This is a genomic window from Curtobacterium sp. UCD-KPL2560 (assembly GCF_001705035.1).
GTDB lineage: Bacteria > Actinomycetota > Actinomycetes > Actinomycetales > Microbacteriaceae > Curtobacterium.
Genome location: NZ_MCIG01000035.1, coordinates 1 through 22,235 on the forward strand (window position 1 = coordinate 1; position 22,235 = coordinate 22,235).

General features: G+C 71.8%; 19 protein-coding genes. 6 read left to right on the forward strand and 13 right to left on the reverse strand.

Translation table 11 applies throughout. The features are described from left to right. The first annotated feature begins 116 nt into the window (after positions 1 to 116). Positions 117 to 536 carry a DUF3060 domain-containing protein gene (locus BEP24_RS09585; RefSeq protein ID WP_065962749.1) on the forward strand — a complete coding sequence of 140 codons (420 nt, stop codon included), beginning with the start codon at positions 117 to 119 and terminating at the stop codon, positions 534 to 536. A gap of 635 nt (positions 537 to 1,171) precedes the next feature. Here BEP24_RS09585 and BEP24_RS09590 read toward each other — a convergent pair. The 3 genes from BEP24_RS09590 to BEP24_RS17060 form a co-directional block, all read right to left on the reverse strand. Continuing rightward, positions 1,172 to 2,602, reverse strand: a complete 1,431-nt coding sequence (locus BEP24_RS09590; protein ID WP_065962751.1) for a polysaccharide biosynthesis tyrosine autokinase — start codon at positions 2,600 to 2,602, stop codon at positions 1,172 to 1,174. A gap of 114 nt (positions 2,603 to 2,716) precedes the next feature. Continuing rightward, complete coding sequence (locus BEP24_RS17055) at positions 2,717 to 4,234, reverse strand: hypothetical protein (protein ID WP_065962754.1); 1,518 nt, start codon at positions 4,232 to 4,234, stop codon at positions 2,717 to 2,719. Further along, positions 4,231 to 5,523 carry a hypothetical protein gene (locus BEP24_RS17060; RefSeq protein ID WP_141693415.1) on the reverse strand — a complete coding sequence of 431 codons (1,293 nt, stop codon included), beginning with the start codon at positions 5,521 to 5,523 and terminating at the stop codon, positions 4,231 to 4,233. The genes BEP24_RS17055 and BEP24_RS17060 overlap by 4 nt, the downstream gene beginning before the upstream one ends. Positions 5,524 to 5,544: 21 nt before the next feature. On the opposite strand from BEP24_RS17060, the gene BEP24_RS17065 reads away from it, so the two are divergent. Then, positions 5,545 to 6,417 carry a glycosyltransferase gene (locus tag BEP24_RS17065; protein WP_290439180.1) on the forward strand — a complete coding sequence of 291 codons (873 nt, stop codon included), beginning with the start codon at positions 5,545 to 5,547 and terminating at the stop codon, positions 6,415 to 6,417. Further along, complete coding sequence (locus BEP24_RS09610) at positions 6,417 to 7,622, forward strand: glycosyltransferase (protein ID WP_065962759.1); 1,206 nt, start codon at positions 6,417 to 6,419, stop codon at positions 7,620 to 7,622. The genes BEP24_RS17065 and BEP24_RS09610 overlap by 1 nt, the downstream gene beginning before the upstream one ends. A gap of 163 nt (positions 7,623 to 7,785) precedes the next feature. Here BEP24_RS09610 and BEP24_RS09615 read toward each other — a convergent pair whose 3' ends face one another. Continuing rightward, positions 7,786 to 8,490, reverse strand: coding sequence for a sugar transferase (locus tag BEP24_RS09615; protein ID WP_065962761.1), 705 nt, complete (start codon positions 8,488 to 8,490; stop codon positions 7,786 to 7,788). 40 nt (positions 8,491 to 8,530) lie between these two features. Beyond that, the gene (gene galE, locus BEP24_RS09620) at positions 8,531 to 9,532 is read right to left on the reverse strand and encodes a UDP-glucose 4-epimerase GalE (RefSeq protein ID WP_065962764.1); all 1,002 of its coding nucleotides are present in this window, start codon (positions 9,530 to 9,532) and stop codon (positions 8,531 to 8,533) included. Positions 9,533 to 9,633: 101 nt separating this feature from the next. Here galE and BEP24_RS09625 point away from each other — a divergent pair, with 101 nt between their 5' ends. After that, positions 9,634 to 10,539, forward strand: a complete 906-nt coding sequence (locus BEP24_RS09625; protein ID WP_141693417.1) for an ankyrin repeat domain-containing protein — start codon at positions 9,634 to 9,636, stop codon at positions 10,537 to 10,539. Between the two features lie 245 nt (positions 10,540 to 10,784). Here BEP24_RS09625 and BEP24_RS09630 read toward each other — a convergent pair whose 3' ends face one another. The 7 genes from BEP24_RS09630 to BEP24_RS09660 all read right to left on the reverse strand — a co-directional run bounded on the left by BEP24_RS09630 (position 10,785) and on the right by BEP24_RS09660 (position 19,653). Next, entirely contained in the window at positions 10,785 to 11,969 is a 1,185-nt protein-coding gene (locus tag BEP24_RS09630; RefSeq protein ID WP_216093127.1) for a family 1 glycosylhydrolase, read from the reverse strand. A 34-nt stretch (positions 11,970 to 12,003) separates the two neighbouring features. Further along, positions 12,004 to 12,876: an alpha/beta fold hydrolase gene (locus tag BEP24_RS09635; protein WP_065962770.1), complete on the reverse strand. Its 873-nt coding sequence runs from the start codon at positions 12,874 to 12,876 to the stop codon at positions 12,004 to 12,006. Next, positions 12,873 to 14,660, reverse strand: coding sequence for an ABC transporter ATP-binding protein (locus BEP24_RS09640; RefSeq protein WP_083230261.1), 1,788 nt, complete (start codon positions 14,658 to 14,660; stop codon positions 12,873 to 12,875). The genes BEP24_RS09635 and BEP24_RS09640 overlap by 4 nt, the downstream gene beginning before the upstream one ends. Then, positions 14,657 to 15,610 (reverse strand): ABC transporter permease, encoded by a 954-nt coding sequence (locus tag BEP24_RS09645; protein ID WP_065962772.1) that lies wholly within the window; start codon positions 15,608 to 15,610, stop codon positions 14,657 to 14,659. The genes BEP24_RS09640 and BEP24_RS09645 overlap by 4 nt, the downstream gene beginning before the upstream one ends. 120 nt (positions 15,611 to 15,730) lie before the next feature. Then, positions 15,731 to 16,711 carry an ABC transporter permease gene (locus BEP24_RS09650; protein ID WP_065962774.1) on the reverse strand — a complete coding sequence of 327 codons (981 nt, stop codon included), beginning with the start codon at positions 16,709 to 16,711 and terminating at the stop codon, positions 15,731 to 15,733. After that, positions 16,708 to 18,432 (reverse strand): ABC transporter substrate-binding protein, encoded by a 1,725-nt coding sequence (locus tag BEP24_RS09655; RefSeq protein WP_171898785.1) that lies wholly within the window; start codon positions 18,430 to 18,432, stop codon positions 16,708 to 16,710. Before BEP24_RS09655 ends, BEP24_RS09650 begins: the two co-directional genes overlap by 4 nt. Positions 18,433 to 18,549: 117 nt before the next feature. Beyond that, positions 18,550 to 19,653, reverse strand: a complete 1,104-nt coding sequence (locus BEP24_RS09660; RefSeq protein WP_065962776.1) for a LacI family DNA-binding transcriptional regulator — start codon at positions 19,651 to 19,653, stop codon at positions 18,550 to 18,552. A 247-nt stretch (positions 19,654 to 19,900) separates the two neighbouring features. On the opposite strand from BEP24_RS09660, the gene BEP24_RS17575 reads away from it, so the two are divergent. Beyond that, positions 19,901 to 20,053 carry a hypothetical protein gene (locus tag BEP24_RS17575; RefSeq protein WP_171898786.1) on the forward strand — a complete coding sequence of 51 codons (153 nt, stop codon included), beginning with the start codon at positions 19,901 to 19,903 and terminating at the stop codon, positions 20,051 to 20,053. Here the strand turns inward: BEP24_RS17575 and BEP24_RS09665 are convergent. Beyond that, positions 20,040 to 20,828, reverse strand: coding sequence for a GntR family transcriptional regulator (locus BEP24_RS09665; RefSeq protein ID WP_216093126.1), 789 nt, complete (start codon positions 20,826 to 20,828; stop codon positions 20,040 to 20,042). The genes BEP24_RS17575 and BEP24_RS09665 overlap by 14 nt on opposite strands. 87 nt (positions 20,829 to 20,915) lie before the next feature. Between BEP24_RS09665 and BEP24_RS09670 the strand changes: the two genes are divergently transcribed. After that, positions 20,916 to 22,121: an MFS transporter gene (locus BEP24_RS09670; protein ID WP_065962778.1), complete on the forward strand. Its 1,206-nt coding sequence runs from the start codon at positions 20,916 to 20,918 to the stop codon at positions 22,119 to 22,121. The last annotated feature ends 114 nt before the right edge of the window (positions 22,122 to 22,235 follow it).

Genomic DNA, 22,235 nt, shown 5'->3' on the forward strand with positions numbered 1-22,235 from the left:
GACCGGGAGGAGATCGAATCGATCACCGGCGCTCCGGCGATCGGGTCGATCGCGTTCGACCGGGTGGTGCGTGAGCAGCCGCTCGTCGTCCAAGCGAACCCCGAACCAGGAGCAGCATGCGTACCACCACCCTGACCGCCCTCGCCGTCTGCACGCTCGCAGCGATCGGCCTCTCCGGCTGCACCGCGTCGTCCCCAGCGCCCAGTGCCACACCGAGCGCCAGCGCCACGACGGCGGGTGGCGTCCCCGACCCCACGGGTGCGTGCACGGACGGCCAGTCCACCCCGGCGGTGGACGGTCGTGAGTACTCCGTCACCTCCTGCGACCTCGTCGACGTCGTCGCGAGCAAGGCCACCGTCGAGGTCGGCTCCACGAAGCAGCTCAGCGTGGAGGGCCACGACAACACCATCACCGTGCACGAGACACCGAAGGTCACGACGGTCGGACACGGCAACGTCGTGTACTACACCGGGGACGAACCGGTCCTCGAGGAACTCGGCTCCGACAACGTCCTCCGACCCGCCACCGACGACTGACCTCCACCTCCGAGAACGACCACGGCCCCCGTGCACGAGCACGGGGGCCGTGGTCGTTGCCGGAGGTGGAGGTCTGGAGGCCCGGATTCCCGGAGGCCCGGAGGCCCGGAGGCCCGGAGGCCCGGCGGAGTCGGCCTCCTCGCCGACGTCGCCGGAGCGGCAGCGGAGCCCGACCAGGGGCTCTCGTTGGACGTCGAGTGAGCCGCCGATCTGCTTCCGGACGACGCCGCTTGGTCACTCCTCTCGGAGGCTGTCCACAGGCCGCGACCGACCCGTGCCGCGTGGGCACCGACCAGACCAGACCAGACGACCGTCGCCCGGCTACCCCGACCTCGAAGCCCCTTCCCTCCGCGGCTGGATCCGGAAGCCTCCGCCACAGGAGCAGCTGGTTCCGGCGCGGCGGCTCACGGCCGGAGGCGGCATCCGGTCCGCGCTCCGCGACCCCGCGGAGGAGGGCGCGGCCGAACGGGCCGGTGACTGCGTGTCGGACGGGAGGGCCGTGGCCGCCCCGCCCCGCGCCTCCAGTCCGACGACAGGTCGCATCGCGACGTACCAGGGCGCGACCAGGTCGTAGGCCCGGAGACACGAAGAACCCCCGAGGTCCTCACGGACCTCGGGGGTTCTTCGTTCCGGGCTCAGAGCGCGGAGGGGGGAGACCCGACCGCGTGGCGGCCGAGCTGGTCCGTGTCGAGCCGGACCGGCTCGTCGGCCGGCCGGGCGTCCTGACGGTACGTGTAGTCGTACCGGTTGCCGCGCTCGCCGCGGACCATCGTCATGACCGCGCCCACGGGCGCGGTCCCGGTGTCCCGGAGGGTGGCGACCGCGCCGGCGAGCTGCTTCCGTGACGTCTTCGACATCGAGGCGATGAGCAGGGTCCCGCCCACGAGCCGCGCGAGGATCGCCGCGTCCGTGACGGGCAGGAGCGGCGGAGCATCGACGATCACGACGTCGAAGTCCGACTCGAGTTCGGCGAGGACCCGTCGCATCGCCTCGGTGCCGAGGAGCTCCGCCGGGTTCGGCGGGATCTGCCCGGACGGGAGCACGACGAGCTCGTCCCTCCCCCACGGCTGCAGCGCATCGCTGAGTTCCATCCGGCCGATCAGGACGTCGGTCAGCCCCGCGGCACCCTCGATGCCCATGAGGTGCGCGATCCGGGGGCGTCGGAGGTCTGCATCGACGAGTGCGACCCGAGCGCCGTTCTGCGCGAGCGCGATCGCGAGGTTCGCGGCGGTCGTGCTCTTCCCCTCGCCCTTCACGGAGGATGTCACGGCGAAGCTCCGGGTCGCCCGTTCCACCTCGAGGAACTGCAGGTTCGTCCGGAGCCGTCGGAACTCCTCGGAACGCTGCTCCACGGCGTTCGCGTGGACGACGAGCGGCTGCTCACGCACCACCCGGTCGAACGCGATCGACCCGATCGCCGGAGCGCCGGTGATCGATTCGATCTCCTCCCGGTCCTCGAGCCGGACGTCGAGCGCGAGTCGGAGGCCCGCCGCCGCGAAGCCGGCCAGGAGACCCAGCAGGGCACCTCCGACGACGTTCACGGCGAGTCGCGGGGAGACCGCCGCTGTCGGCGCGAGCGCCGGCTGGATCGTCTCGATCACGAAGGGGCTGACCCCGTCGGGCGTGGGCTTCTCGAGTCGTTCGGTGACGACCGTGCTCAGCTGCTCCCCGATCGCGTTCGCGGTCCTCGCCGCCCGGGCAGCCGAGGTGTCGGTCACCGCGATCGACACGAGCACGCTGTCGATCGGCGACTGCGCTTCGACGCGGCGGGCGAGCCCGACGACATCGGTGTCGAGTCGCAGGCGGTCGATGACGGGCTGCAGGACGACGGCGCTCCGAGCGACGTTCGCGAAGGTCTGCACCTTCTGTTCCGCGGCACTGCCACCCTGCGCGAGTTCGGACGAGGTGCTCGTCCCCTTGACCGAGACGTACAGCGACGTTGAGGCGCGGTACTGCGGGGTCACCACTGCGTCGAGGGCGACGCCACCCCCGATCCCGAGGAGGACTGCCCCGAGGATGAGCACCCAACCGCGTCGGATCAGGCGTGTGAGCGTGTGGAAGTTCATGGTTCCTTCTTCGAGTGAGGGATTGGGTCGGGGCAGGGCGTGGCAGGGCTCGGGTCGGGTGGACCGAGAGCACGTCGGCGTCGGTCACCGCGACGCCCGCAGGAGGCGGTGGCGTCAGACGTCCCGCCGTCGGACATCCGCCGTCCGAGGCGGGCGTGGGAGTGGGAGGCCACGGGAGGGCCAGAACACCGCAGCGGCCGACAAGGCGAGGGGAGGGAGGACGAAGTAGATGACGTTCTGTTCGATGACGTTGATGGACGTCACGCTGGCCTGGGCGATCCACAGCACGAAGAGCGCAGCTGCGTAGCTCCCGAGCACGGTGGACGCCGAGGCCCGCCACCGGTCGCTGAGTGCCTGCAGCCCACCGACCAGGACCCCGGCGGCGAGCACACCGGCGATCCCGAAGCAGAGGAAACCCTCGTACCAGAACGGCAGGAGCTGGTCCTTGCCGACGAAGCTGTGGTAGACGATGTGGTTGTACAGGGCGGTGCTCGAGGCAGTCCGGGCGGCGTCCGGCGCACCCGGTACCGGCGAGATGACGGACAGGACGAAGCTCGTGAGTCCGAAGGGATCGGACACCCGCACCGAGGGCAACGCAGCAGCCAGCTGCATCGGGGTCCCGAAGTACGGGATGGCCGAGTGCACGATCGCGACCGGGTCGAGCCGCGGTCGCTCGAGTCCGGACCGGTCCAACCAGAGCGTCGCGCGGACCGCCCCGACGAGGACGAAGAACGAGCCCAGGAGGCCGACGGCCGCTGCCGCCGGCCATGCCCGGACGGGTCCGCGGGCACGCTCGGAGAAGACGAGCACCATGCCGATCACCGCGTACGCGACCGTCGCCCGGTTCAAGCCGTAGGAAGCGAGACCGAACACCACGGCGATCAGCAGTCCCGGGACCACCGGCAGCACCGAACAGCCCCGAGCACGGCGCTCGCGCGCCACCAGCACGAGGCCCACGAACAACATCGGCCGGAGCACCATGCCGACGAGCGTCAACCCACCGACGGTGACGTCGGCGGTGCCCTGCAACTGGTCGACGGCCCCGGAGAGGAAGCCGGTCACAGCCGCCGGTGACGGGAAGCGGATGACCATGCCGACCACGCCCAGGCCGACGAGGGCCCACGGGGCGACACGCGAGGGTGTGACGGGCGGCACCGCGGTCGGCCCGGACCGCTGCCCACCGTGATCGCCCAGGAGCGCGAACGCGACCCGGCTGACGATGACGACGAGGAAGAAGAGCACGGCGATCCACAGCACGGCCACGGTGTCCGAGAAGGTGCCGAGGCGGTAGAAGAAGTCGTCGCCGTTCCCGAGGTACTGGATGGCCGCCGGGACGGCACATCCGCGCATCGCCTCCCACGCGGTGAAGAGCGTCAGGGCATCGAGGCGGAGAGGACCCCGTGACGCTCGCGATGCCTCGAGTGCCGCGACGACCAACACGGTCTCAGCGAGCACCGGGAGGGTCAGCACACCGGCATCGCCCCCGACACAGGCGGCGAAGACGACGGAGGCTGCCACGGCGACCAGGGCGACGCTGCGGATCAGCCAGTGGACCGTCCTGCGGCTCAGCGCGACGGCCGTCGCTCCGGACACCGCCGTGTCTGTTCGGTACTGCGCGGCGACCTCGATCACGCTGCACCTCCGACCGCGGCCGATCGGGCCAGGCCGAGGAGTCGGACGACGACCCCCACGGTCGAACCGACCGCGACGACCAGCGCGATCGCGACGATGCCGGCGTGGAGGGAGAGCACGCACCCGATGCCACACGCGACGACCGCCAGTGCGCAGACGTCGGCCAGCACCCACGTCCGCCACTTCCGGCGAGCGACGCAGACGTTGCCGACACCGATGAGGACCGCTCGGAGCACCGCTCCGGCGAGGACCGCGACGGTCACCTCCACCACCCCGGGGTAGTCCACGAGCACGGGGCGGAACAGGCCGACGAGCACTGCGAGCGCGAGCAACGCGCCGACCGACGACACCACGCCGAGGACGGCGACGTACGACCGCGGTGTCCACTGGTCGCGACGGGGGTCCGGCGCGATGAACTGCCCCATCACGGCCCTGCCCAGGATCACCGGCGCGATCGTCACCACGGAGGCGAAGCGCGTCGCGACGCCGTAGACACCGAGACCGACGGTGCCGCCCACGACCGACACGCCCCAGAGCACCAGCCAGTTGGCGAGCTGCCCGAGCACGTTGGCCGTGATGCCCGCAGCCGTCCCTTCCCGGGGCGGTACCGCGGTCGACCCGGTCCGGCGCCTCGACGCCTCGGGGAGGAGCACGGCGCCGCCCAGGACGATCGCCACCGCCTCGACACCGACGGTCCCGGCCACGGCACCGATCGGTCCGCCCACGACGCCACCGAGGAGTGCGCCACCGACCGCGACCGCGGCACGACAGGCTTCGAGCACGGCGGCGAGGAGCACGCGTCCAGCACCGGCGAGGGCCCCGAGGACCCCCTCGGTGACCGGCAACGCGCCCGCCGCCGCGCCGATGACGAGCAGCGCGACGGTCACTCCCCCACCTCCGACGCCCATGACGCCGGCGGCAGCGGGCAGCAGGACCGCGGTGGCGAGCGCGTTCACGAGGAACGCCCGCCAGCGCGGGAGGATCAGCGCCGCCACCCGTCGCCCCGTGCGCGCGCTCCCTCCGGTCAGCGGTGCGGACCGTGCCGCTTCGGCGTTCGCGGCGAGGGAGGTCGTCGAACCGAGGACGCTCGCACACCCGACGACGATCGCCTGCAGCGCGACGAACCGGCCGTAGTCCGTCGGCGCCAGGACGAGCGCGAGGCTGGCGAAGCCGACGAGCTGGACTGCGCGCGCGCCGATGCTCGGCGCGGCCACACCCATGAGCCGGACGGAACGGGTGCAGATGCGGGCGACTCCAGCAAGGGGAGCCGAGGTGTCGAAACGTCGCATGTTCAGATGCTAACACGTGATATGCAATACTTGGCACTCGAACGAAGGAGTCATGTGATCGCCTCAGAACGCAAACCCAGCGTGTCCGTGGTCGTACCGACCGTCAGGCTGGACCACCACCTGCAGGAAGCAGTGTCGTCACTGCAGGAACAGACGCTCGACGACCTCGAGATCGTGCTGGTCGTCGACGGCCCCGCGAGCGGCCCGACCCCCGGTCAGGACGATCCGCGGGTGCGGGTCCTCCGCCTGCCGCGTCGCTCGGGTACCCCGACCGCGCTCAACGTCGGCCTCTCGGCCTGTCGTGCGCCGCTCTTCGGGCGCCTCGATGCCGACGACGTCGCCGAACCGCACCGTCTCGCGGTGCAGACGAAGGCGCTCGCGGACGACTCCGAACTCGTGGGGATCGGCAGCGCGGCGACGGTCATCGACGACCGCGGCGCGGAGATCGGGCACCTGCGGACCGCGGATGGGCTGGCGGTGGCGCCAGCCCTCCTCCGCAGGAATCCCTTCGTGCACTCGTCGATGCTGCTCCGGACCAGCGCGGTCCTGGCCGTCGGAGGGTACGACCCGCGGTGCAACCGCATGCAGGACTACGACCTGTGGTTGCGGTTGGCGCACCTCGGGCGTCTCGACAACCTGCCGGAACCGCTCGTCCGGTACCGCGTCCACGACGCGATGCACAGCCGGCGGACACCGCCGTGGGGAAGCGCAGCCCGGACCGTCCGCTCGTCGCGGCGGCGCCTCGCCAAGCACCTCGGCGAGCGCCCCGCGACGCAGGCCTGGCGCGACCTCTCCTGGACGGCTGCGCAGACGGCCCGCCACCTCGGGCTCCGTGGTCCGCGCTACCTCCCCCAGCAGCACGGCTCGACCAGCCCGACGGCAGGAGCCGCCTGATGCGCCGTCGTCAGCCCCGCCGCGGCACCCTCTTCGTGAAGACGTCCGACGCCACGGTCGACGTGGTCCTGCGCGGACAGCTCCGTCATCTCGTGTCGTCCGAGCTCGCGCCGATCGCGGTCGCCGCCGGCGACTCCGGCCGCCTGGCGTCCGTCGGCGTGCGCGAGGGCGTTCCCGTCCACGCACTCCCACTCCGCCGGGATCCCTCTCCGCTCGACGACCTGCGTGCGCTCGCCGCGCTCGTCTGCCTGATGGCCCGCCTCCGGCCTGCCCAGGTCGTCTACGGCACGCCGAAGGCCACGCTCCTCGCGAGCGTGGCGGCGACCTGCACTGGGGTACCGAGTCGGGTCCAGGTCCTCCACGGCCTGCGGCTGGAGACGACGTCGGGGATCCGCAGGCGTCTCCTGCTGGGGACCGAGCACCTCGCCGTCCGACTGTCGACGCACGTCGTCGCGGTCGGGCACGGGCTCCGTGCACGGTGTGCCGAGCTCGGGATGCGCGTCGACCGGATGACCGTCCTGGGGGCGGGGAGCGTGGTCGGCGTGGACGTCGAGCGTGCGACGTCCCTCCGAGGAGATCCCTGGGTGCGGCGCGATGTCCGACGCCTCCTCGGCGCAGGCGACGACGACCTCGTCATCGGCTTCGTCGGTCGCCTGACCCGGGACAAGGGCGTCGAGGAGTTGGTCCGGGCCGCCGTTGCACTGCGCTCGGAGGGCCTCCCCGTCAGGCTGGCCCTGGTCGGCCTCGACGAAGGTCTCGACGAGCTCGACGAGGACGTCCGGGCCGCACTGCACGAGGAGTGGGTCGTCCGCACGGGGAACGTGGCGGATCCGAGCAACCTGTACACCGGGTTCGACGCGTTCTGTCTCCCGTCGTACCGTGAGGGGCTCTCCACGGTGCTGCTCGAGGCGTGGGCGGCTGCGGTGCCGGTCGTCGTCAGCGACTGCACGGGGCTCGGTGACGTGGTCGAGGACGGAGTGACGGGGCTGGTGGCGCCGGTCGGCGACGTCGGTGCCACGACGACAGCGCTGCGCGCGACGTTCACGCGCGCCGAGGAAGCCTCTCGCCGGGCCGAGCGTGCACGGGAGATCGTCGAGCGGGACTTCGCGACGACGGTCGTCTGGGAGAACTTCCGGCGCTTCCTCGACGAGGCACGGCGTGACCGCGGCCGGAGGGCCACGGGAGGGCGCACCCGTCGCCCGTGACGGCCGGTACGACGACAGAGCCGAGGGCCCGTGTGATCCACGGGCCCTCGGCTCTGTCGGCTTGCCGGTCTCCGGGTCTCCGGGTCTCCGGGTCTCCGGACACGCCGACGGGGCCGCCGTGCTGGGAGAGCACGACGGCGCCGTAGCAGTGGCGGGTGCCGGTTCACGCGGCGAGGAGGTCCTCCTGTAGGGACTCCCGCACCACATCACCACGTTCCTCGGCCCGGTCCGTGAACGCAAGGTCGCACGGCACCGCGGCGGAGGCCCCCGTGCGCAGCAGGACCGCAGGGATCGTCCGGGCCAGGATCCGGCAGTCGAGCCACAACGAGCACCGGTCGACGTACTCGAGGTCGAACTCGAAGCGCTGCACGTAGTCGAGGTCGTTCCGTCCGTTCACCTGGGCGAGTCCGGTGATGCCGGGACGCACGTCGTGACGCCGCCGATGGCGCTCCGCCGAGTGGTGCTCGATGAACCCGTTCAGCATGGGGCGCGGTCCGACCACACTCATCTCGCCCCGGACGACGTTGAGGAGGTTCGGCAGCTCGTCGAGACTCGTCGCGCGGAGGACCCTGCCGAGCCGGGTCACCCGCAGGTGGTCACTGGCCGTGCCGGTGCCGTCGACGTCCTGACGCATCGTGCGGAACTTCAGCATGGTGAACGGCGCGCCGTCGAGCCCGGTGCGGCGCTGACGGAAGAGGACCGGTCGGCCCTGCAGGACGAGCAGGAGCAGGGCGATGCTGCCCATCAACGGAGCGAGGACGACGAGCAGCGCGAGTGCGCAGAGCAGGTCCGCCGTGCGTTTTCCCCAGGCTCGCCACGGACGAGGACGAGGACGGGTGACGGGGAGGTGCGTCGTGGTGGCGGTCATCTGGTGCCTTTCTTCGCGTGGTGGGGAACCGTCGGGACGGTCACGGGGTGAGCTGGAGGGCAGCACGAGCGCGCCAGGCGGACTCGACGATGGCCGAGAGATCGAACTCAGCACGCCAGTGGAGTTCCCGTGCAGCGCGGGCAGGGTCGGCGACGACGGCAGCGGGGTCGCCCGGGCGACGTGCCGACGGCTCCACGAGTGCAGCGCGCCCACTCGTCCGTTCGACCGCCCGGACGACGTCCAGGACCGAGGAGCCGGAGCCCGTCCCGAGGTTGTACGCGGTGACCCCGGGGCCGGCCTCGGCGAGGGCGTCGAGTGCACAGACGTGGGCCCGCGCGAGGTCTTGGACGTGGATGTAGTCACGGACGCACGTCCCGTCCGGGGTCCCCCAGTCGGTGCCGAACACCGTGACGGGGCGACCGTGGCGGACCGCGTCGATCACGATCGGCACGAGGTTGGTCGCGCCGTCGTCGGCCAGGTCCGCCGAGCCCGCGCCGGCCACGTTGAAGTAGCGGAGGTTCGCGACGCGCATCCGCCGTGCTGCCGCAGCGTTCTCGGTCATCCACTCGCCGACGAGCTTCGACTGCCCGTACGGGTTGACCGGCCGCCGGGGCGCATCCTCGGTCACCGCGCTGCCCCGCACGTCCCCGTACACGGCGGCGGAGGACGAGAACACCAGGTCGCGACAGCCGGTCGTCTCCATCGCGGCGAGGAGGTTCAGCAGGCCGCCGACGTTCTGGTCGAAGCAGGACGTGGGCTCGGCCACGGACCGTGCGACCTCCTTCATGGCGGCGAAGTGCAGCACCGCTCGGACGTCGTGCGTCTCGATCAACGCTTCGAGGCGCGTCCGAGCGCCGGGACCTGCGAGGTCGAGCTGGACGATCGGAACGCCGCGGACCCGCTGGGCCCGGCCGGTCGACAGGTCGTCCACGACGACGACCGACCTGCCTTGCTCACGGAGGATCCGGACGACGTGGGACCCGATGTACCCGGCGCCGCCGGTGACGAGCACGCTTCCCTGCAACGCATTCTGATCACACATGAGATGTAGAATACTACAGATCAGGCATATTCGCGCACGGTGGGAATGGACCCTTCGGGACTGCCGTGTCGGGCTGGGAGGGTCACCAGTAGGGTCGGAGCGTGCGATGGAGTCGAGTGGGCTGGCCCGGTGTCGGGTACGTCTCGTTCGAGGACGTCGAGGGCTACGCCGAACACCTCGCCCGCCTGGTCACCGACGCCCCACCATCGATCGCGGCCCTCGCCTCCGTGACCTGGAACGAAGCCCGGATCGCCGCGTGGCACGACACCGACCAGCAGACCCCGTTCGGCGCCCAGGACACGGCAGGCATCGACGACGCCCCGACCCGGTCGGTCCGGGCGGTCGTGGTGGTCCGCACCGACGAGGTCCTCGACACCCCGGACGGTCTGTGGCGGCGCTGGAACCACGCGCAGGTCACGCTCGACTTCGAGCGGGCCGTGCTCGAACCGGCCGACACCGCTCCGCTCGCCGTCCTGGCGGGCGACGTGCAGGTCTCGCGCGGTGAGATCGCCCACGTCGACGCCGACGTCTGGGAGCTCCGGCTGCTCCTCTCCCCCACCGGCGAGCTCGCGGTGCACTTCCGCGACGTCGCGATCGCGGTGCGGCCGGTGCACGAGCAGGTGTGGACCGACCTCGGGGAGCGTCCGGCGCACGGCTGGCACGGTCCGGTGCCGGACGGCTGGCTGGAGTGGGCAGCGCCGGCGGTCCGTGCGGCCGGGCACGGTGACGTCGGGGGCCTGTCGCTCGAGCTGGACGGGTTCGGCGTCGACCCGACCGGCATCGACGAGGTCGACCCCCGCTGGGGTTTCGCCCCGCTGCACGCCGCCGCGTGGTTCGACCGACGCGGCACGATCGAGGCGCTCCTGGAACGCGGCGCGGACGTCACGGTGCCGGACGCCGAGGGCCGCACGGCGCTCGACCTCGCGCGCGAGCGCGGTGCGCGCCGGGCCGAGGAGGCGCTGCTCGCCTGGTACGACCGGCCCGCCACCGACGACCCCGCCGTCTGACACCCGGCTCGCGACCCGCGGGGCCGACGGGCGGAACGCGACACGGTCGGGATGGAGCAGTCGTCGTCGGGTCACGCCGGCGGACCCGACGACGACTGCTCCATCGGGGGCGGGGTCGGGTCCGGGACCGGGACCGGACGGGAGGCGCGGTGCCAGCCGGCACCGCGCCTCCCGTCCGTCAGCGGGTCCGCTCGGCGGACCCCCGCGCCGCCGAGCGGGGCGCGCCCGTCCGTCAGCGGGTCGCGTCAGTCGCGACGCGTCTCGAGCGCGTTCGCCTGCGCGACCTTCCCGTACCAGCGCGCCGAGTCCTTCGGCGTGCGCGCGAAGGTCTCGCGGTCCCACGCCACGAGCCCGAAGGTCGGCCGGTAGCCGGAGGCCCACTCGTAGTTGTCGAGCAGGGACCAGTGCTGGTAGCCGAGGACCTCGATGCCGTCCTCGATGCAGCGGTGGATCCCCTCCAGGGCACCCTGCGTGTAGGCGACCCGGCGGGAGTCGTCGGCGGTGGCGATGCCGTTCTCGGTGATCATCAGCGGCACGTGGCCGGAGAGCTCCCACGCGCTGCGGAGTCCGTCGGCCGAGGCCTCGGGGTAGAACTCCCACCCGGTCAGGGTCGTCTCGACGTCCTCCGCGACCGGGACCGGCCCGGAGGCGCCGATGAACGTGCGCGTGTAGGCCTGCACGCCGAGGAAGTCGTCGCCGGCGGCCTGCTCGAGGTACCAGTCGTCGCGCGGGTACCCGTACTCGCGGAGCATCTGCTCGGACCCGGGCTCACCGTTCGCGCGGAACGCCTGCGTCGCGATGGTCCAGCCGGACTGCAGGCCGGAGACCTGCGACAGGACCTCGCGGGAGCGCTTGTGCGAGGCGAGCAGCTGGTCGGCCACGTGCAGGTCCGGGTTGGGGAGCCCGTACGCGACCAGGTTCGCGGCGTCCTCGCCCCCGGCGAGCATCGCGGCGATGTTCGGCTCGTTGATCGTGCAGACGTAGCGGACGCCGTCCTGCACGACGGGGAGCGCGGCCTCGGTGTAGCGGGCGAAGAGGTCGGCGGCGTCGTCGGCGCGCCAGAACCCGTCGCGCTCGAACCAGCGCGGGACGGTGAAGTGCATGAGCGTGACGATCGGTTCGATGCCGGCCTCGTGGCAGGCCTCGACCATGCGGCGGTAGTGGTCGATCTCGGCACGCGAGACGTGGCCGCGCTCGGGCTCGATGCGCGCCCACTCGATGCTGAACCGGTAGGAGTTCAGGCCGAGGTCGGCGGCGATCCGGATGTCCTCGCGGTAGCGGTGGTAGCTGTCCGCGGCGTCGCCGGAGGGTTCGACGATGGTGGTGTCGGGCTCGTGCTCGTGCACCCACCAGTTGCTGTTGACGTTGTTGCCCTCGATCTGGTGGGCGGCGGTGGCGGCGCCCCAGAGGAAGCCGTCGGGGAACTGCAGCGTGGTGATGATGGGTCCTCTCGGTGCGTCGGCGTCAGTGCGCCGACAGGAAGTCGTCGAACAGCGCGATGGTCGCGGTGGGGTTCTCGACGTGGGGTCCGTGGTAGCTCGTGGGGACGACCTCGTAGCGTGCGCCGGTGTCCTCGGCCATCTGCCGCTGCCACGGGATCGGCCAGGCGCCGTCCCACTCGCCGTGCGCCACGAGGACCGGGAGCCCGGTCGCGCGGAGCTCGGCGGAGCTGTCGGTGTGGTCCTCGAGGATGTGGCCGCCGGCGACGACGCTCAGCGGGCTCGTCGCGTCGAAGCGGTCGCGCACCATGCGGACGTCGTCGGGGAGCTCCTCGTCGGGACGGCCGGCCCACAGCGGGTTCGTGGCGTCGAACAGCGTGCGGAGGTCGCCGCCGGTGTCGTGCAGGATCGTCAGCTCGGTGACCTTGCGGTAGGGCCAGCCGTACGGGCCGGAGCAGAACTGCACGACGCTCCGGAACGACCCCGGCGAGGCGATGGCGGCCGCGCGGGCGATCACGCCGCCGAGCGAGTGTCCGATCAGGTGGACGGGCGCGCCGTCGTCGACCAGTGCGGCGACCCGGACGACGTCGGCGGCCTCCTGCTCGAGCGAGTAGTCGCGGGGCGAGGTGGGCGCGGCGGAGTCGGCCTGGCCGCGGCGGCTGATCGCGACCGCGGTCCAGCCGGCCTCGCGGAGGAGCGGCATGAAGGTGCGCCAGTCCTCCTTCGAGCCGGTGTACCCGGGGACGACCAGGACCGTGCCCTTCGACGGCCCGGACGGGACCACGCGGTAGGCGGTGAGCCGCCCGACCGGGAGGTCGACGCCGACGACGTCGACCCCCTCGGGCGTGGGCAGGTGGCCGAAGGGCGGGACGGACGGGAACTCGTGGAGCGTGCTCATGCGAGCAGTGTCCGCCGCGGGTTCGGCACCGCGTCCAGCAGCGCGACCGTGTAGTCGTCCTGCGGGTGCTGCAGCACCTCGGCCGTGCGGCCGCGCTCGACCACGGCGCCGTCGTGCAGCACCATGACGTCGTCGGTGATGAGGCGCGCGCTGAGCAGGTCGTGCGTGATGTAGAGGAGCGAGACGCCCCACTGCTCCCGCAGGTCCTCGAGCAGCGCGAGCACGCCGGCGCGCAGCGTGACGTCGAGCATCGAGACGGGCTCGTCGGCGATGATCACCTGCGGGTCGCTCGCGAGCGCCCGGGCGATGACCACGCGCTGCCGCTGCCCGCCGGAGAGCTGGTGCGGGAGCTTCTGCGCGAACTGCTCGACGGGCGTCAGGCCCACGGTCTCGAGGATCTCGAGCATCCGGCGCCGGGCGTCCCGGCCGCGGAGCCCGGTGTAGTTCGCGATCGGCCGGGACAGCGTGTACTCGACCGTGTGCAGCGGGTTGAGCGCCGCGTACGGGTCCTGGAACACCATCTGCACCTCGGAACGCAGGTCCTTCAGGCCGCGCCTGCCGAGCTTCGCCACGTCGGTGTCGCCGAACCGGACCGTGCCGCTGGTGGGCTGCTCGACGCCGGTCAGCATCTTCGCGATCGTCGACTTGCCCGAGCCGGACTGGCCGACGAGGGCGAGCGACTGCCCGGGCTCGAGCGTGAACGACACGTCGCGCACGGCCTGCACGGGCTGCTCGCCCCGACGGGGTGCCGGGTAGGTCTTCACGAGGTGCTCGACCACGATCGGGTTCTTCGCCGCGGAGCGCTCGCGCGACCCGACCGTGCTGAACGACGACGTCGTCTCCTGCCGCGTGGCCGACGGGTCGCGCAGGGAGCGGTCGGGGAAGCCCGGCAGGCTCACGACCTCCGCACGCGGGTCGGCGTAGTGCGACAGGAGCATCTTCGTGTAGTCGTCCTGCGGGTCGCGGAGGACCTCGAGCGAGCGGCCGTCCTCGACGATCCGCCCCTCGTGCATGACGAGCACGCGCTCGGTCGCCTCGAGCACGATGCCGAGGTCGTGACTGATGAGGACCGCGGTGAACCCCTCGGACCGCTGCAGCTCGATGATGGTGTCCATCACGGCGTGCTGCACGAGGACGTCGAGGGCCGTGGTCGGCTCGTCGAACACCATGAGCTGCGGCTCGAGGGACAGCGCGAGGGCGATCGACACGCGCTGGCGCATGCCGCCGGAGAGCTCCCCCGGGTAGCGCGCGAGCATCGACTCCGGCAGCTTCACCTTGCCGACGAGTTCGCGCATCCGGGCGTCCCAGCGCTCCCGCGGCACGTGGCCGTGAGCCTTGAAGACGTCGACGAAGTGGTTCCGGACGGTCCGCACCGGGTTGAGCGCGTTCATGCCGGACTGCAGCACCATCGCGAAGCCGCCCTGGCGCTGCTGGCGCAGCGCCTCGGCGTCGAGGTCGCGGATGTCGCTCCCGGCGAAGACGATGCTGCCGCCGTTCGTGCGCGCCGGCGGCTTCTGCAGCCGGGTGAGCGCGTAGCCGAGGGTCGACTTGCCCGAGCCGGACTCACCGACCAGGCCGACGAACTCGCCCTTGCGCAGGCTGAACGAGACGTGGTCGACGGCCTGGACGGCCGTCTGGCCGGCCGACTCGTAGACGACCGACAGGTCGCGCACGTCGAGCAGGACGTCCTGCGTGGCGTTGGTGGCGTCGGACGGGAGGCGCGTGGCGGCGCCGCCACGGGCCTCCAGGCCGTCGCCGGTCACGTCGGGTGTCTGGCCGCTCATGCTGCTGCCTCCTTCTTGCGGCGCGCGCCCTCGCGCAGTCGCGGGTTGGACACGGCGTCGACGCCGAAGTTGATGAGGGTGAGGCTCATCGCCAGGAGGGCGATGCAGAGACCGGGGGCGAACAGCAGGACCCACTGGCCGGTGAGCAGCGCGTTCGAGTTCTGCGCCCAGTAGAGGATCGTGCCCCAGCTGACGATCGAGGAGTCGCCGAGTCCGAGGAACTCGAGGCCCGCCTCGGCGAGGATCGCGCTCGTCGCGGCGCCGAAGAAGCTGCCGACGATGAGGCTCGTCATGTTCGGCAGGATCTCGCGGAACACGATGCGGGTCGCGCCCTCGCCGGAGAACTGCGCGGCGGTCACGAAGTCACGGCTGCGGAGCGACTGCGTCTGGGAGCGGAGCACGCGTGCACCCCATGCCCAGCCGGTGACGACGATCACCGCGATGATGACCGCGATGCCGCCGTTCTGGAGGTACGCCGCGATCACGATCATCAGGGGCAGGCCCGGGATGACGAGGAACAGGTTCACGACGAACCCGATGACCTCGGCGACCCAGCCGCGGATGTAGCCCCAGCTCAGGCCGATCGCGACGGCGACGAACGTGGACAGGAAGCCCGCGACCGCACCGACGAGCACCGAGACCCGGGCGCCGTAGATGATCTGGGAGAGGACGTCCTCGCCGGCGGCGGTCGTGCCCATCCAGTGCGCCCAGCTGGCGTCGGCGTTGCGGGCGAAGCCGTTCTGGCTCGCGCCGTACGGGGCGAGGAGCGGAGCGGCGATCGCGACCAGGACGAAGAAGCCGAGGATGCAGATGCCGACGCGGGCCTTGGTGTTGCTCCAGACGACGCCGAACTGGCGGCCGACGGACTTCCACCTGGAGGGAGCCTGCTGTTCCGGCCCGTCCTGTGTGCGTACTGCGACGGTTGTGTCGGGTGTGCGCGTGTTGGTCATCGGCGCGTCCTCGGGTGGTTGTCGTCGGCGCAGCACGCCGCCTTCGTGAGGTTGTTGGTCATCGGCGCGTCCTCGGGTGGTTGTCGTCGGCGCAGCACGCCGCCTTCGTGAGGTTGTTGGTCATCGGCGCGTCCTCGGGTCCAGGACGCCGTACAGGACGTCCACGATGAAGTTGGCGATGAGCACCGACACGGTGATCATCAGGAAGAGGGCCTGCATGAGCGGGTAGTCCTGCCCGATCACGGCGTTGAACAGCAGGTAGCCGATGCCCGGGTAGCCGAACACCTGCTCGACCAGGACCGAGCCGCCGACGACACCGCCGAGGGCCAGGCCGAAGCCGGTCAGGTTCGGCAGGATCGCGTTCCGTGCGGCGTACCGGATCGCGACCGTGCGGCCGCGGAGACCGTTCGCCTCGGCGAAGGTGACGTAGTCGTCGCCGAGGGTGTTGATCATGGCGTTGCGCATGCCGATGATCCAGCCGCCGAGGCTCGTGACCAGGATCGTCACCGCCGGGAGGATCGCGTGCCGGAGCACGTCGCCGACGTACTCGCCGTTCCAACCGGGGGTGCTCGTCGCCGAGGACGCCCCGGTGGTCGGGAACCAGTGCAGGACGTAGCCGAGGAAGAACAGCAGCAGGAGCGCCGTCCAGAAGTACGGGAACGTCGACATGAACGAGCCGGAGAGCGTCGGGAGCGAGTCGAGCCAGGTGCCGCGCTTCCAGGCCGCCGCGACGCCGATCAGCGTGCCGATCACGAACGCGAGGATCGTGACCGTGCCGACGAGGACGAGCGTGTACGGCAGGGCCCGGCCGACGAGGTCACCGACGGGCTGCGGGTAGAACGTGTAGCTCGTGCCGAAGTCGAGGGTGACGACCTGGTGCAGGTAGCTGACGTACTGGTCCCAGAGGTTGCCGCTGGGGACGCCGAGCTGGGCCTCGATGGCCTTCTTGGTCGCGTCGGTGACGGGACCGTTCTGGCTGAGCTTGGCGAGTGCGGCGTCCGAGGGGCTGCCCGGCATGAGGCGCGGGAGCACGAAGTTCAGCGTGACCGCGGCCCACAGGGTGAGGACGAAGAGGACGAGTTTCTGGAGGACGTACTTCACTTGCCTGCCTCCGTCTGCTGCGTCTTCTGGCGCTGTTCGTCGAGGATCGCCTTGCCGGCCGCGCTGTCACGGAGCCGGAGCTTCGTGAAGATGAGCAGCGGGGCGGAGTCGTAGTTCTGCGGCGCCATGTACGGGTCCTCGGCACTCGGCCAGCCGACGAACTTCGCGTCGCTGAACAGTCCCCAGAGCCCGCCGTAGTACATGCCGATCACGGGCAGTTCGTCGTACACGATCCGCTGCAGCTGGTCGAGGATCCGCTGTTGCTCGGCCCGGTCGGTCGTGCCCCGGTACTCGTCGAGGAGCTTCTGGGTGTCCGCGTCGCGGTAGCGCTCGAAGTTGTTCACCGTCGACTTGCCGACCGGTTGGTAGAAGTCGCTCGACAGCAGCGAGTTGTAGGCCTGGAACACGTCGCCGTTGCCCATGCCGCCCATCGCCATGTCGAACTTGCCGTTGTTGATGTTCTGCTGGTACCCGGCGGGCTGCGGCGCCTGCAGGTTCACCTTGATGCCGATCTTCCCGAGGTCGCGCTGGACCTGCTGGGCGGCGCGGAGCCAGTCCGAGTACCCGTTCGCGGTCATCAGGTTGATCTCGAGCTGCTTGCCGTCCTTGACGAGCTTGCCGCCCTGCTGGGTGTAGCCGGACTTCGCGAACTCGGCGAGGGACCGTTCGGTGTCCTGCGTGATCAGGCCCTTGTCCGGGATCGACGGGTCGAGGAACTGCTCCTGGTTCGGCAGGATCAGGCCGGTCTGCCCCGCGGCACTGAGGTTGCCCTCGGACGCCGTCTCGGCGATGTCGTCGCGGTTCAGCGCGTACGAGATGCCCTTGCGGACGTTGACGTCGTCGTACGGCGCCTTCGTCAGGTTCGGGATGAGGCCGATGACGCCGCCGGCCGGGAACCACCACTTGTTGGTGTCGGCGGCCGCGCCCCAGGTGCCCTTGACGTCGGAGATGAACGAGTACGCCCAGTCGTAGCCGCGTGTGACGGTGTCGAGCTGCGTGTTCGTCGCCGGCAGGACGAGGTGCTCGATCGCGATCTTGTCGGCCTGCCAGTACCGCGGGTTCTTGTCCATCGAGTACTGCTGGTCGGAGTAGTTGCCGAGCACGAACGGGCCGGTGCCGACCGGGTTCGGGTCGCGCCACGTGACGGGGTCCTTCACCCCGCCGTAGTGCCGCTCGCCGAGGATGTACGTCGCGCCGATGATGTTCAGGCTCGGCACGTCCTCTCCCTTGAGGTGGAAGACGACGTGGTCACCGTCCCGCTCGATGCGGTCGATGTGCTGCCAGGCGCCCTTGACGTCCATCGCGGGGAACTTCTTGAGCAGGTCGAACGTGAAGACGACGTCCTTCGCGCTGAAGGGCGTGCCGTCGGACCACTCGACGCCCTTCCGGATCGTCATGTCGATCGTCCGCGCGTCCGGGAGGTCCCAGGAGCTCGCGAGCCACGGGGTGCCCTTGCCGTCGAGCGGGTTGATCTCGATGAGCGGCTCGTACATCCACTTGCTCGCGGTGCGGGCGTTCGAGATGTACGGGTTGAAGTTGCGGTCGAACAGCGGGTTGCCGCGGTCCGCGTTGATGAGCATCGTGTCCTTGCCGATGCTCGGGTCCGGTTGGGACCGGACCTGGATGCTGCAGCCGGTGGCGGCGAGGGCCACGACGGCGATGCCGGCGAGCGCGGCCGTCAGGCGTCCGCGACGGCGGCGGCGCTGTGGGGGAAGCGTCATTGCTCGGTCGACCTCCGTGTCGAGTGGGTACGTGGTCAATGTATGCGCTTACATGGCGCGATGCAAGCGAGCGCGTTGTTTCCCGGGGCGGCACGGCGCGTGCGGCGCGGACGCCCCTCAGACGGACGGCGGGCAGCTCTCGCGCAGCAGGACCTCGACCGGCAGTCGCACGGCGCGCGGTGGCCCGTCGCGGTGCTCCAGGCGGTCCACGATCGCGCGGACCGCAGCGCGACCGAGCTCCGCCATCGGCTGGTGCACGGTCGTCAGGCGGGGCGAGGAGAACCGTCCCGCGTCGATGCCGTCGAACCCCGTGACGACGAGTTCGTCGGGGACCCGCACGCCCCGCGCCGCCGCCGCGTCGAGCACACCGAGCGCCGACTGGTCGTTCGAGCAGACGATCGCGCGCGGCACCTCGGGTCCGTCGAGCAGACCGACGGCGAGTTCCCGCGCCCGCACCCGTCCGAAGTCACCGTGCACGACGCGCACCGAGGATGCGGGCAGGTCGTGGTCGGCCAGGGCCTGCCGGAAGCCCGCCGACCGCTCGATGTCGTCCGGGGAGTCGATCGGTCCGGCGAGGTAGGCGATCGACCGGATGCCGAGCCGGCCGATGACGTGCGACGCGACCGTGCGCATGCCGGCGGTGTTGTCGACGCTCACCGAGTCGAAGCCGTGCGAACGCCGGTCGTCGGCGAGCACCACGACCGGGATCCGGCGGGCGACGTGGTCGAGCAGCTCGTCCGGCACCGTCTGGGCCATGACCGCGAGCCCGTCGACCCGACCGGCGACGTCGTTCACGACGACGTCGCGGGACGGTCCACGCCCGGCGGCGACCATGAGCGCCAGCCCGCGCTGCCACGCCTCGACCTCGGCGCCGCGGAGGACCTCGTCGAAGTACAGGGCGGACGCGGTCGGCTGCGTGACGTGCCGCCGGTCGTCGACCACGCGCACGCCGCCGTCGGTGACGAGGTCGGGCCGTTCGTCCGGCACGACGTCGAACCCGGGCAGCAGGAGACCGACCACGCCGGTCCGCTTGCCGGCCAGGGCTCGGGCGTTGCCGGACGGGACGTAGCCGAGCGTGCGGATCGCCGCCTGGACCCGGTCGCGGGTGCCCTCGCGGACCGCGTCGGGCGTGCGGAGCACGCGCGAGACCGTGGCGATCGAGACGCCGGCCTCGGACGCGACGTCGTAGACCGTGGGCGGCGCCGTGCGCTGCGGACCCATGCCGCGCCTCCCGTCCGTCCTCCGTGACCGAGCCGCGCCCCTGCGCGGACGGACCATCCTAGGCACGGCCGCGGCGGTGGCTCCTCCACAGGTGGGCGGAAGTGCTTGCGTCCACAGGTGCCCGGAAGTGCTTGCGCTCCGCGGACAGGGCGCGGCACACTGATGCGACCTCAGTACGTCCCGTGAGGAAGCGCATCAGCAGGCCGGGGGCCTGCACCACCCGATGCCCACGCACACAGGAGGAAACATGTCACAGTCGACGCGTTCCGGCAGCAAGCACGCCATCCGACTCACCACGGACGAGGCCGAGGTGCGCGACGCGCTGCTCGACCACACCGACCACGGTGCCGCGTGGGCCGTGGAGGACCTCGAGGGGACGGACTCGGTCAGCGGTCCCTGAGCGACGGCGGGGCCTCCGGGTCCGCTCCCGCCCCGGGAACCGTCTCGGCCTCCAGCGCGGAGCCGATGATCGCCATGCCCGCTCCCCGTAGACGGCGCCGCTCCTGGGCGATGAACGTCAGGAGCCGCTCGTTCGTCCCGGCGACGTGCGCCGCGAGCATCTCGGCGGCACGGTCGGCGTCGCCCGCGCGGACCGCGTCGAGGATCGCGCTGTGCTCCTCCCACGCGGCCTCGCGGGCCTCGGCGGTGCGGACCTCGATCCAGCGCGTGCGCTCGAGCCGCGTGAGCGCGTCGGCGATGGCGTCGGTGACGAACCGGTTGCCGCCCAGCGCGGCGAGGTCGAGGTGGAACGTCGAGCCCATGCGGATGCCGGCCTCGCGGTCCGGTGTGCTGCGGAGCTGGTCGAGGTGCGCGCGGACCTCGTCGAGCTGGTCTGCCGAGGCACGCTCGACCGCCAGACGCGCGGCCGCGGGCTCGAGCACACCACGGAGCTCGGCGAGCGAGGCGATCTCGTCGAGGTCGATCGGCGTCACCGTCCACGAGCGGCCCTCGTGCAGGATGAGTCCCTCGCGCTCGAGCCGCGACAGGGCCGCCCGCACCGGGGTCCGCGAGGCGTGGAAGCGCCCCTCGAGCCCACGCTCGGAGATGCGCTCGCCCGGGGCGATGTCGAGGGTGAGGATGGCCTCGCGCAGGTTGTCGTAGAGCTGGGTCGTCTGGGACACCGGGGCGGCGTCGGACGTCGCCGCGTCGGCCGTCGTTGCGTCGGTGTCGGTCACGGCAGACGAGCCTAGTGCGTTCCGCCACGATTGGTATACCGTCGCGGTGTACCGACTGGTACCGTCCCGGAACGACAGGCTGCACCGATGACCACACCCCGCCGCGCGTGGACGATGCTCGCCCTCGGGGTCGCCGCACAGGCCGCGGGCACCCTCGTGGTCTCGGCGCCGGCGCTCCTCATCCCGCACCTGCTCGCGCAGGGCATGCCGCTCGCCTCCGCCGGACTGTTCGCGGCGGCGCCGACGGTCGGCCTCGTGCTCACGCTCATCGCCTGGGGCGCGGTGACCGACCGGGTCGGCGAACGGGTCGTGATCGCCGGCGGCCTCGCGCTGACCACGCTCACCGTCGTGGCCGCCTGGCTGTCCGCGGGCGACCCCGTGCTGCTCGGGGCGGCGTTCCTCGCGGCCGGGATGACGAGCGCGTCCACGAACGCCGCCAGCGGCCGGGTCGTGGTCGGGTGGTTCCCGAAGGAGCGGCGCGGCCTGGCGATGGGCATCCGGCAGATGTCGCAGCCGCTCGGGGTCACCCTCGCGGCGGTCACGGTCCCGCAGCTCGCGGAGGGGTCCGGCATCCGGGCCGCGCTCGTGCTGCCGTTCGTCCTGTGCGCCGTGCTCACCGTGCTGTGCGCCGTGGGGATCGTCGACCCGCCGCGTCCCGCACGAGCCGCGGCACCGGCGCGTCCGCTCGGTGCGGGGCCCGGCCTGCGATCGGAGGCGCCGGCGAACCCGTACCGGTCGTCCGGGTTCCTGTGGCGGGTGCACGCGGTGTCGGTGCTGCTCGTGGTGCCCCAGTTCACGCTGTCGACCTACGGGCTGGTGTGGCTCGTCGGGCTCGGGTGGTCGACCCCCGCGGCGGGGCTCCTCGTCGGTGCGTCCCAGTTCGTCGGGGCGGTCGGGCGGATCCTCGTCGGGGCGTGGAGCGACCGTGCGGGCTCACGCGTCGGACCGCTCCGGGTGGTCGCGGTGTCGGCAGCGGTGGTGATGGGGGTGATGGCGCTCGTCGACGTGTCGCACTGGGCGGCGGCGGCCGTGTTCCTGCTCGTCGCCACGAGCGTGACCGTGGCGGACAACGGGTTGGCGTACACCTCCGTCGCCGAGGCGGCCGGTCCCGCGTGGTCGGGCCGGGCGCTCGGGACGCAGAACACCGGGCAGTTCCTCGCGGCGAGCGCCGTGGGCCCGGGCGTCGGCGCGCTCGTCGGGGCACTCGGGTTCGCGGCGTCGTTCGGGATCGTCGCCGTGCTGCCCCTGCTCGCGCTCCCGCTGGTGCCGCGCACGGACCGCTCGCACGACTGACGCGCCCGCACCGGCCACCGATCGGACGGGGACGGGCGACCGGGCGCGACCGGCGAGGGCCGAGTGCGCAGGACATGCCGTCGGCGTCCCGCCGGGCGGGCACGGGCGGTCGCC

What these genes read in the sequence shown, in the direction of transcription:
- BEP24_RS09585 (WP_065962749.1), top strand. Translation starts at nt 117, where the DNA reads ATGCGTACCACCACCCTGACCGCCCTCGCCGTCTGCACGCTCGCAGCG.
- BEP24_RS09590 (WP_065962751.1), bottom strand. Translation starts at nt 2,602, where the DNA reads ATGAACTTCCACACGCTCACACGCCTGATCCGACGCGGTTGGGTGCTC.
- BEP24_RS17060 (WP_141693415.1), bottom strand. Translation starts at nt 5,523, where the DNA reads ATGCGACGTTTCGACACCTCGGCTCCCCTTGCTGGAGTCGCCCGCATC.
- BEP24_RS17065 (WP_290439180.1), top strand. Translation starts at nt 5,545, where the DNA reads ATGCAATACTTGGCACTCGAACGAAGGAGTCATGTGATCGCCTCAGAA.
- BEP24_RS09610 (WP_065962759.1), top strand. Translation starts at nt 6,417, where the DNA reads ATGCGCCGTCGTCAGCCCCGCCGCGGCACCCTCTTCGTGAAGACGTCC.
- BEP24_RS09615 (WP_065962761.1), bottom strand. Translation starts at nt 8,490, where the DNA reads ATGACCGCCACCACGACGCACCTCCCCGTCACCCGTCCTCGTCCTCGT.
- galE (WP_065962764.1), bottom strand. Translation starts at nt 9,532, where the DNA reads ATGTGTGATCAGAATGCGTTGCAGGGAAGCGTGCTCGTCACCGGCGGC.
- BEP24_RS09635 (WP_065962770.1), bottom strand. Translation starts at nt 12,876, where the DNA reads ATGAGCACGCTCCACGAGTTCCCGTCCGTCCCGCCCTTCGGCCACCTG.
- BEP24_RS09640 (WP_083230261.1), bottom strand. Translation starts at nt 14,660, where the DNA reads ATGAGCGGCCAGACACCCGACGTGACCGGCGACGGCCTGGAGGCCCGT.
- BEP24_RS09645 (WP_065962772.1), bottom strand. Translation starts at nt 15,610, where the DNA reads ATGACCAACACGCGCACACCCGACACAACCGTCGCAGTACGCACACAG.
- BEP24_RS09655 (WP_171898785.1), bottom strand. Translation starts at nt 18,432, where the DNA reads ATGACGCTTCCCCCACAGCGCCGCCGCCGTCGCGGACGCCTGACGGCC.
- BEP24_RS09660 (WP_065962776.1), bottom strand. Translation starts at nt 19,653, where the DNA reads ATGGGTCCGCAGCGCACGGCGCCGCCCACGGTCTACGACGTCGCGTCC.
- BEP24_RS17575 (WP_171898786.1), top strand. Translation starts at nt 19,901, where the DNA reads ATGTCACAGTCGACGCGTTCCGGCAGCAAGCACGCCATCCGACTCACC.
- BEP24_RS09670 (WP_065962778.1), top strand. Translation starts at nt 20,916, where the DNA reads ATGACCACACCCCGCCGCGCGTGGACGATGCTCGCCCTCGGGGTCGCC.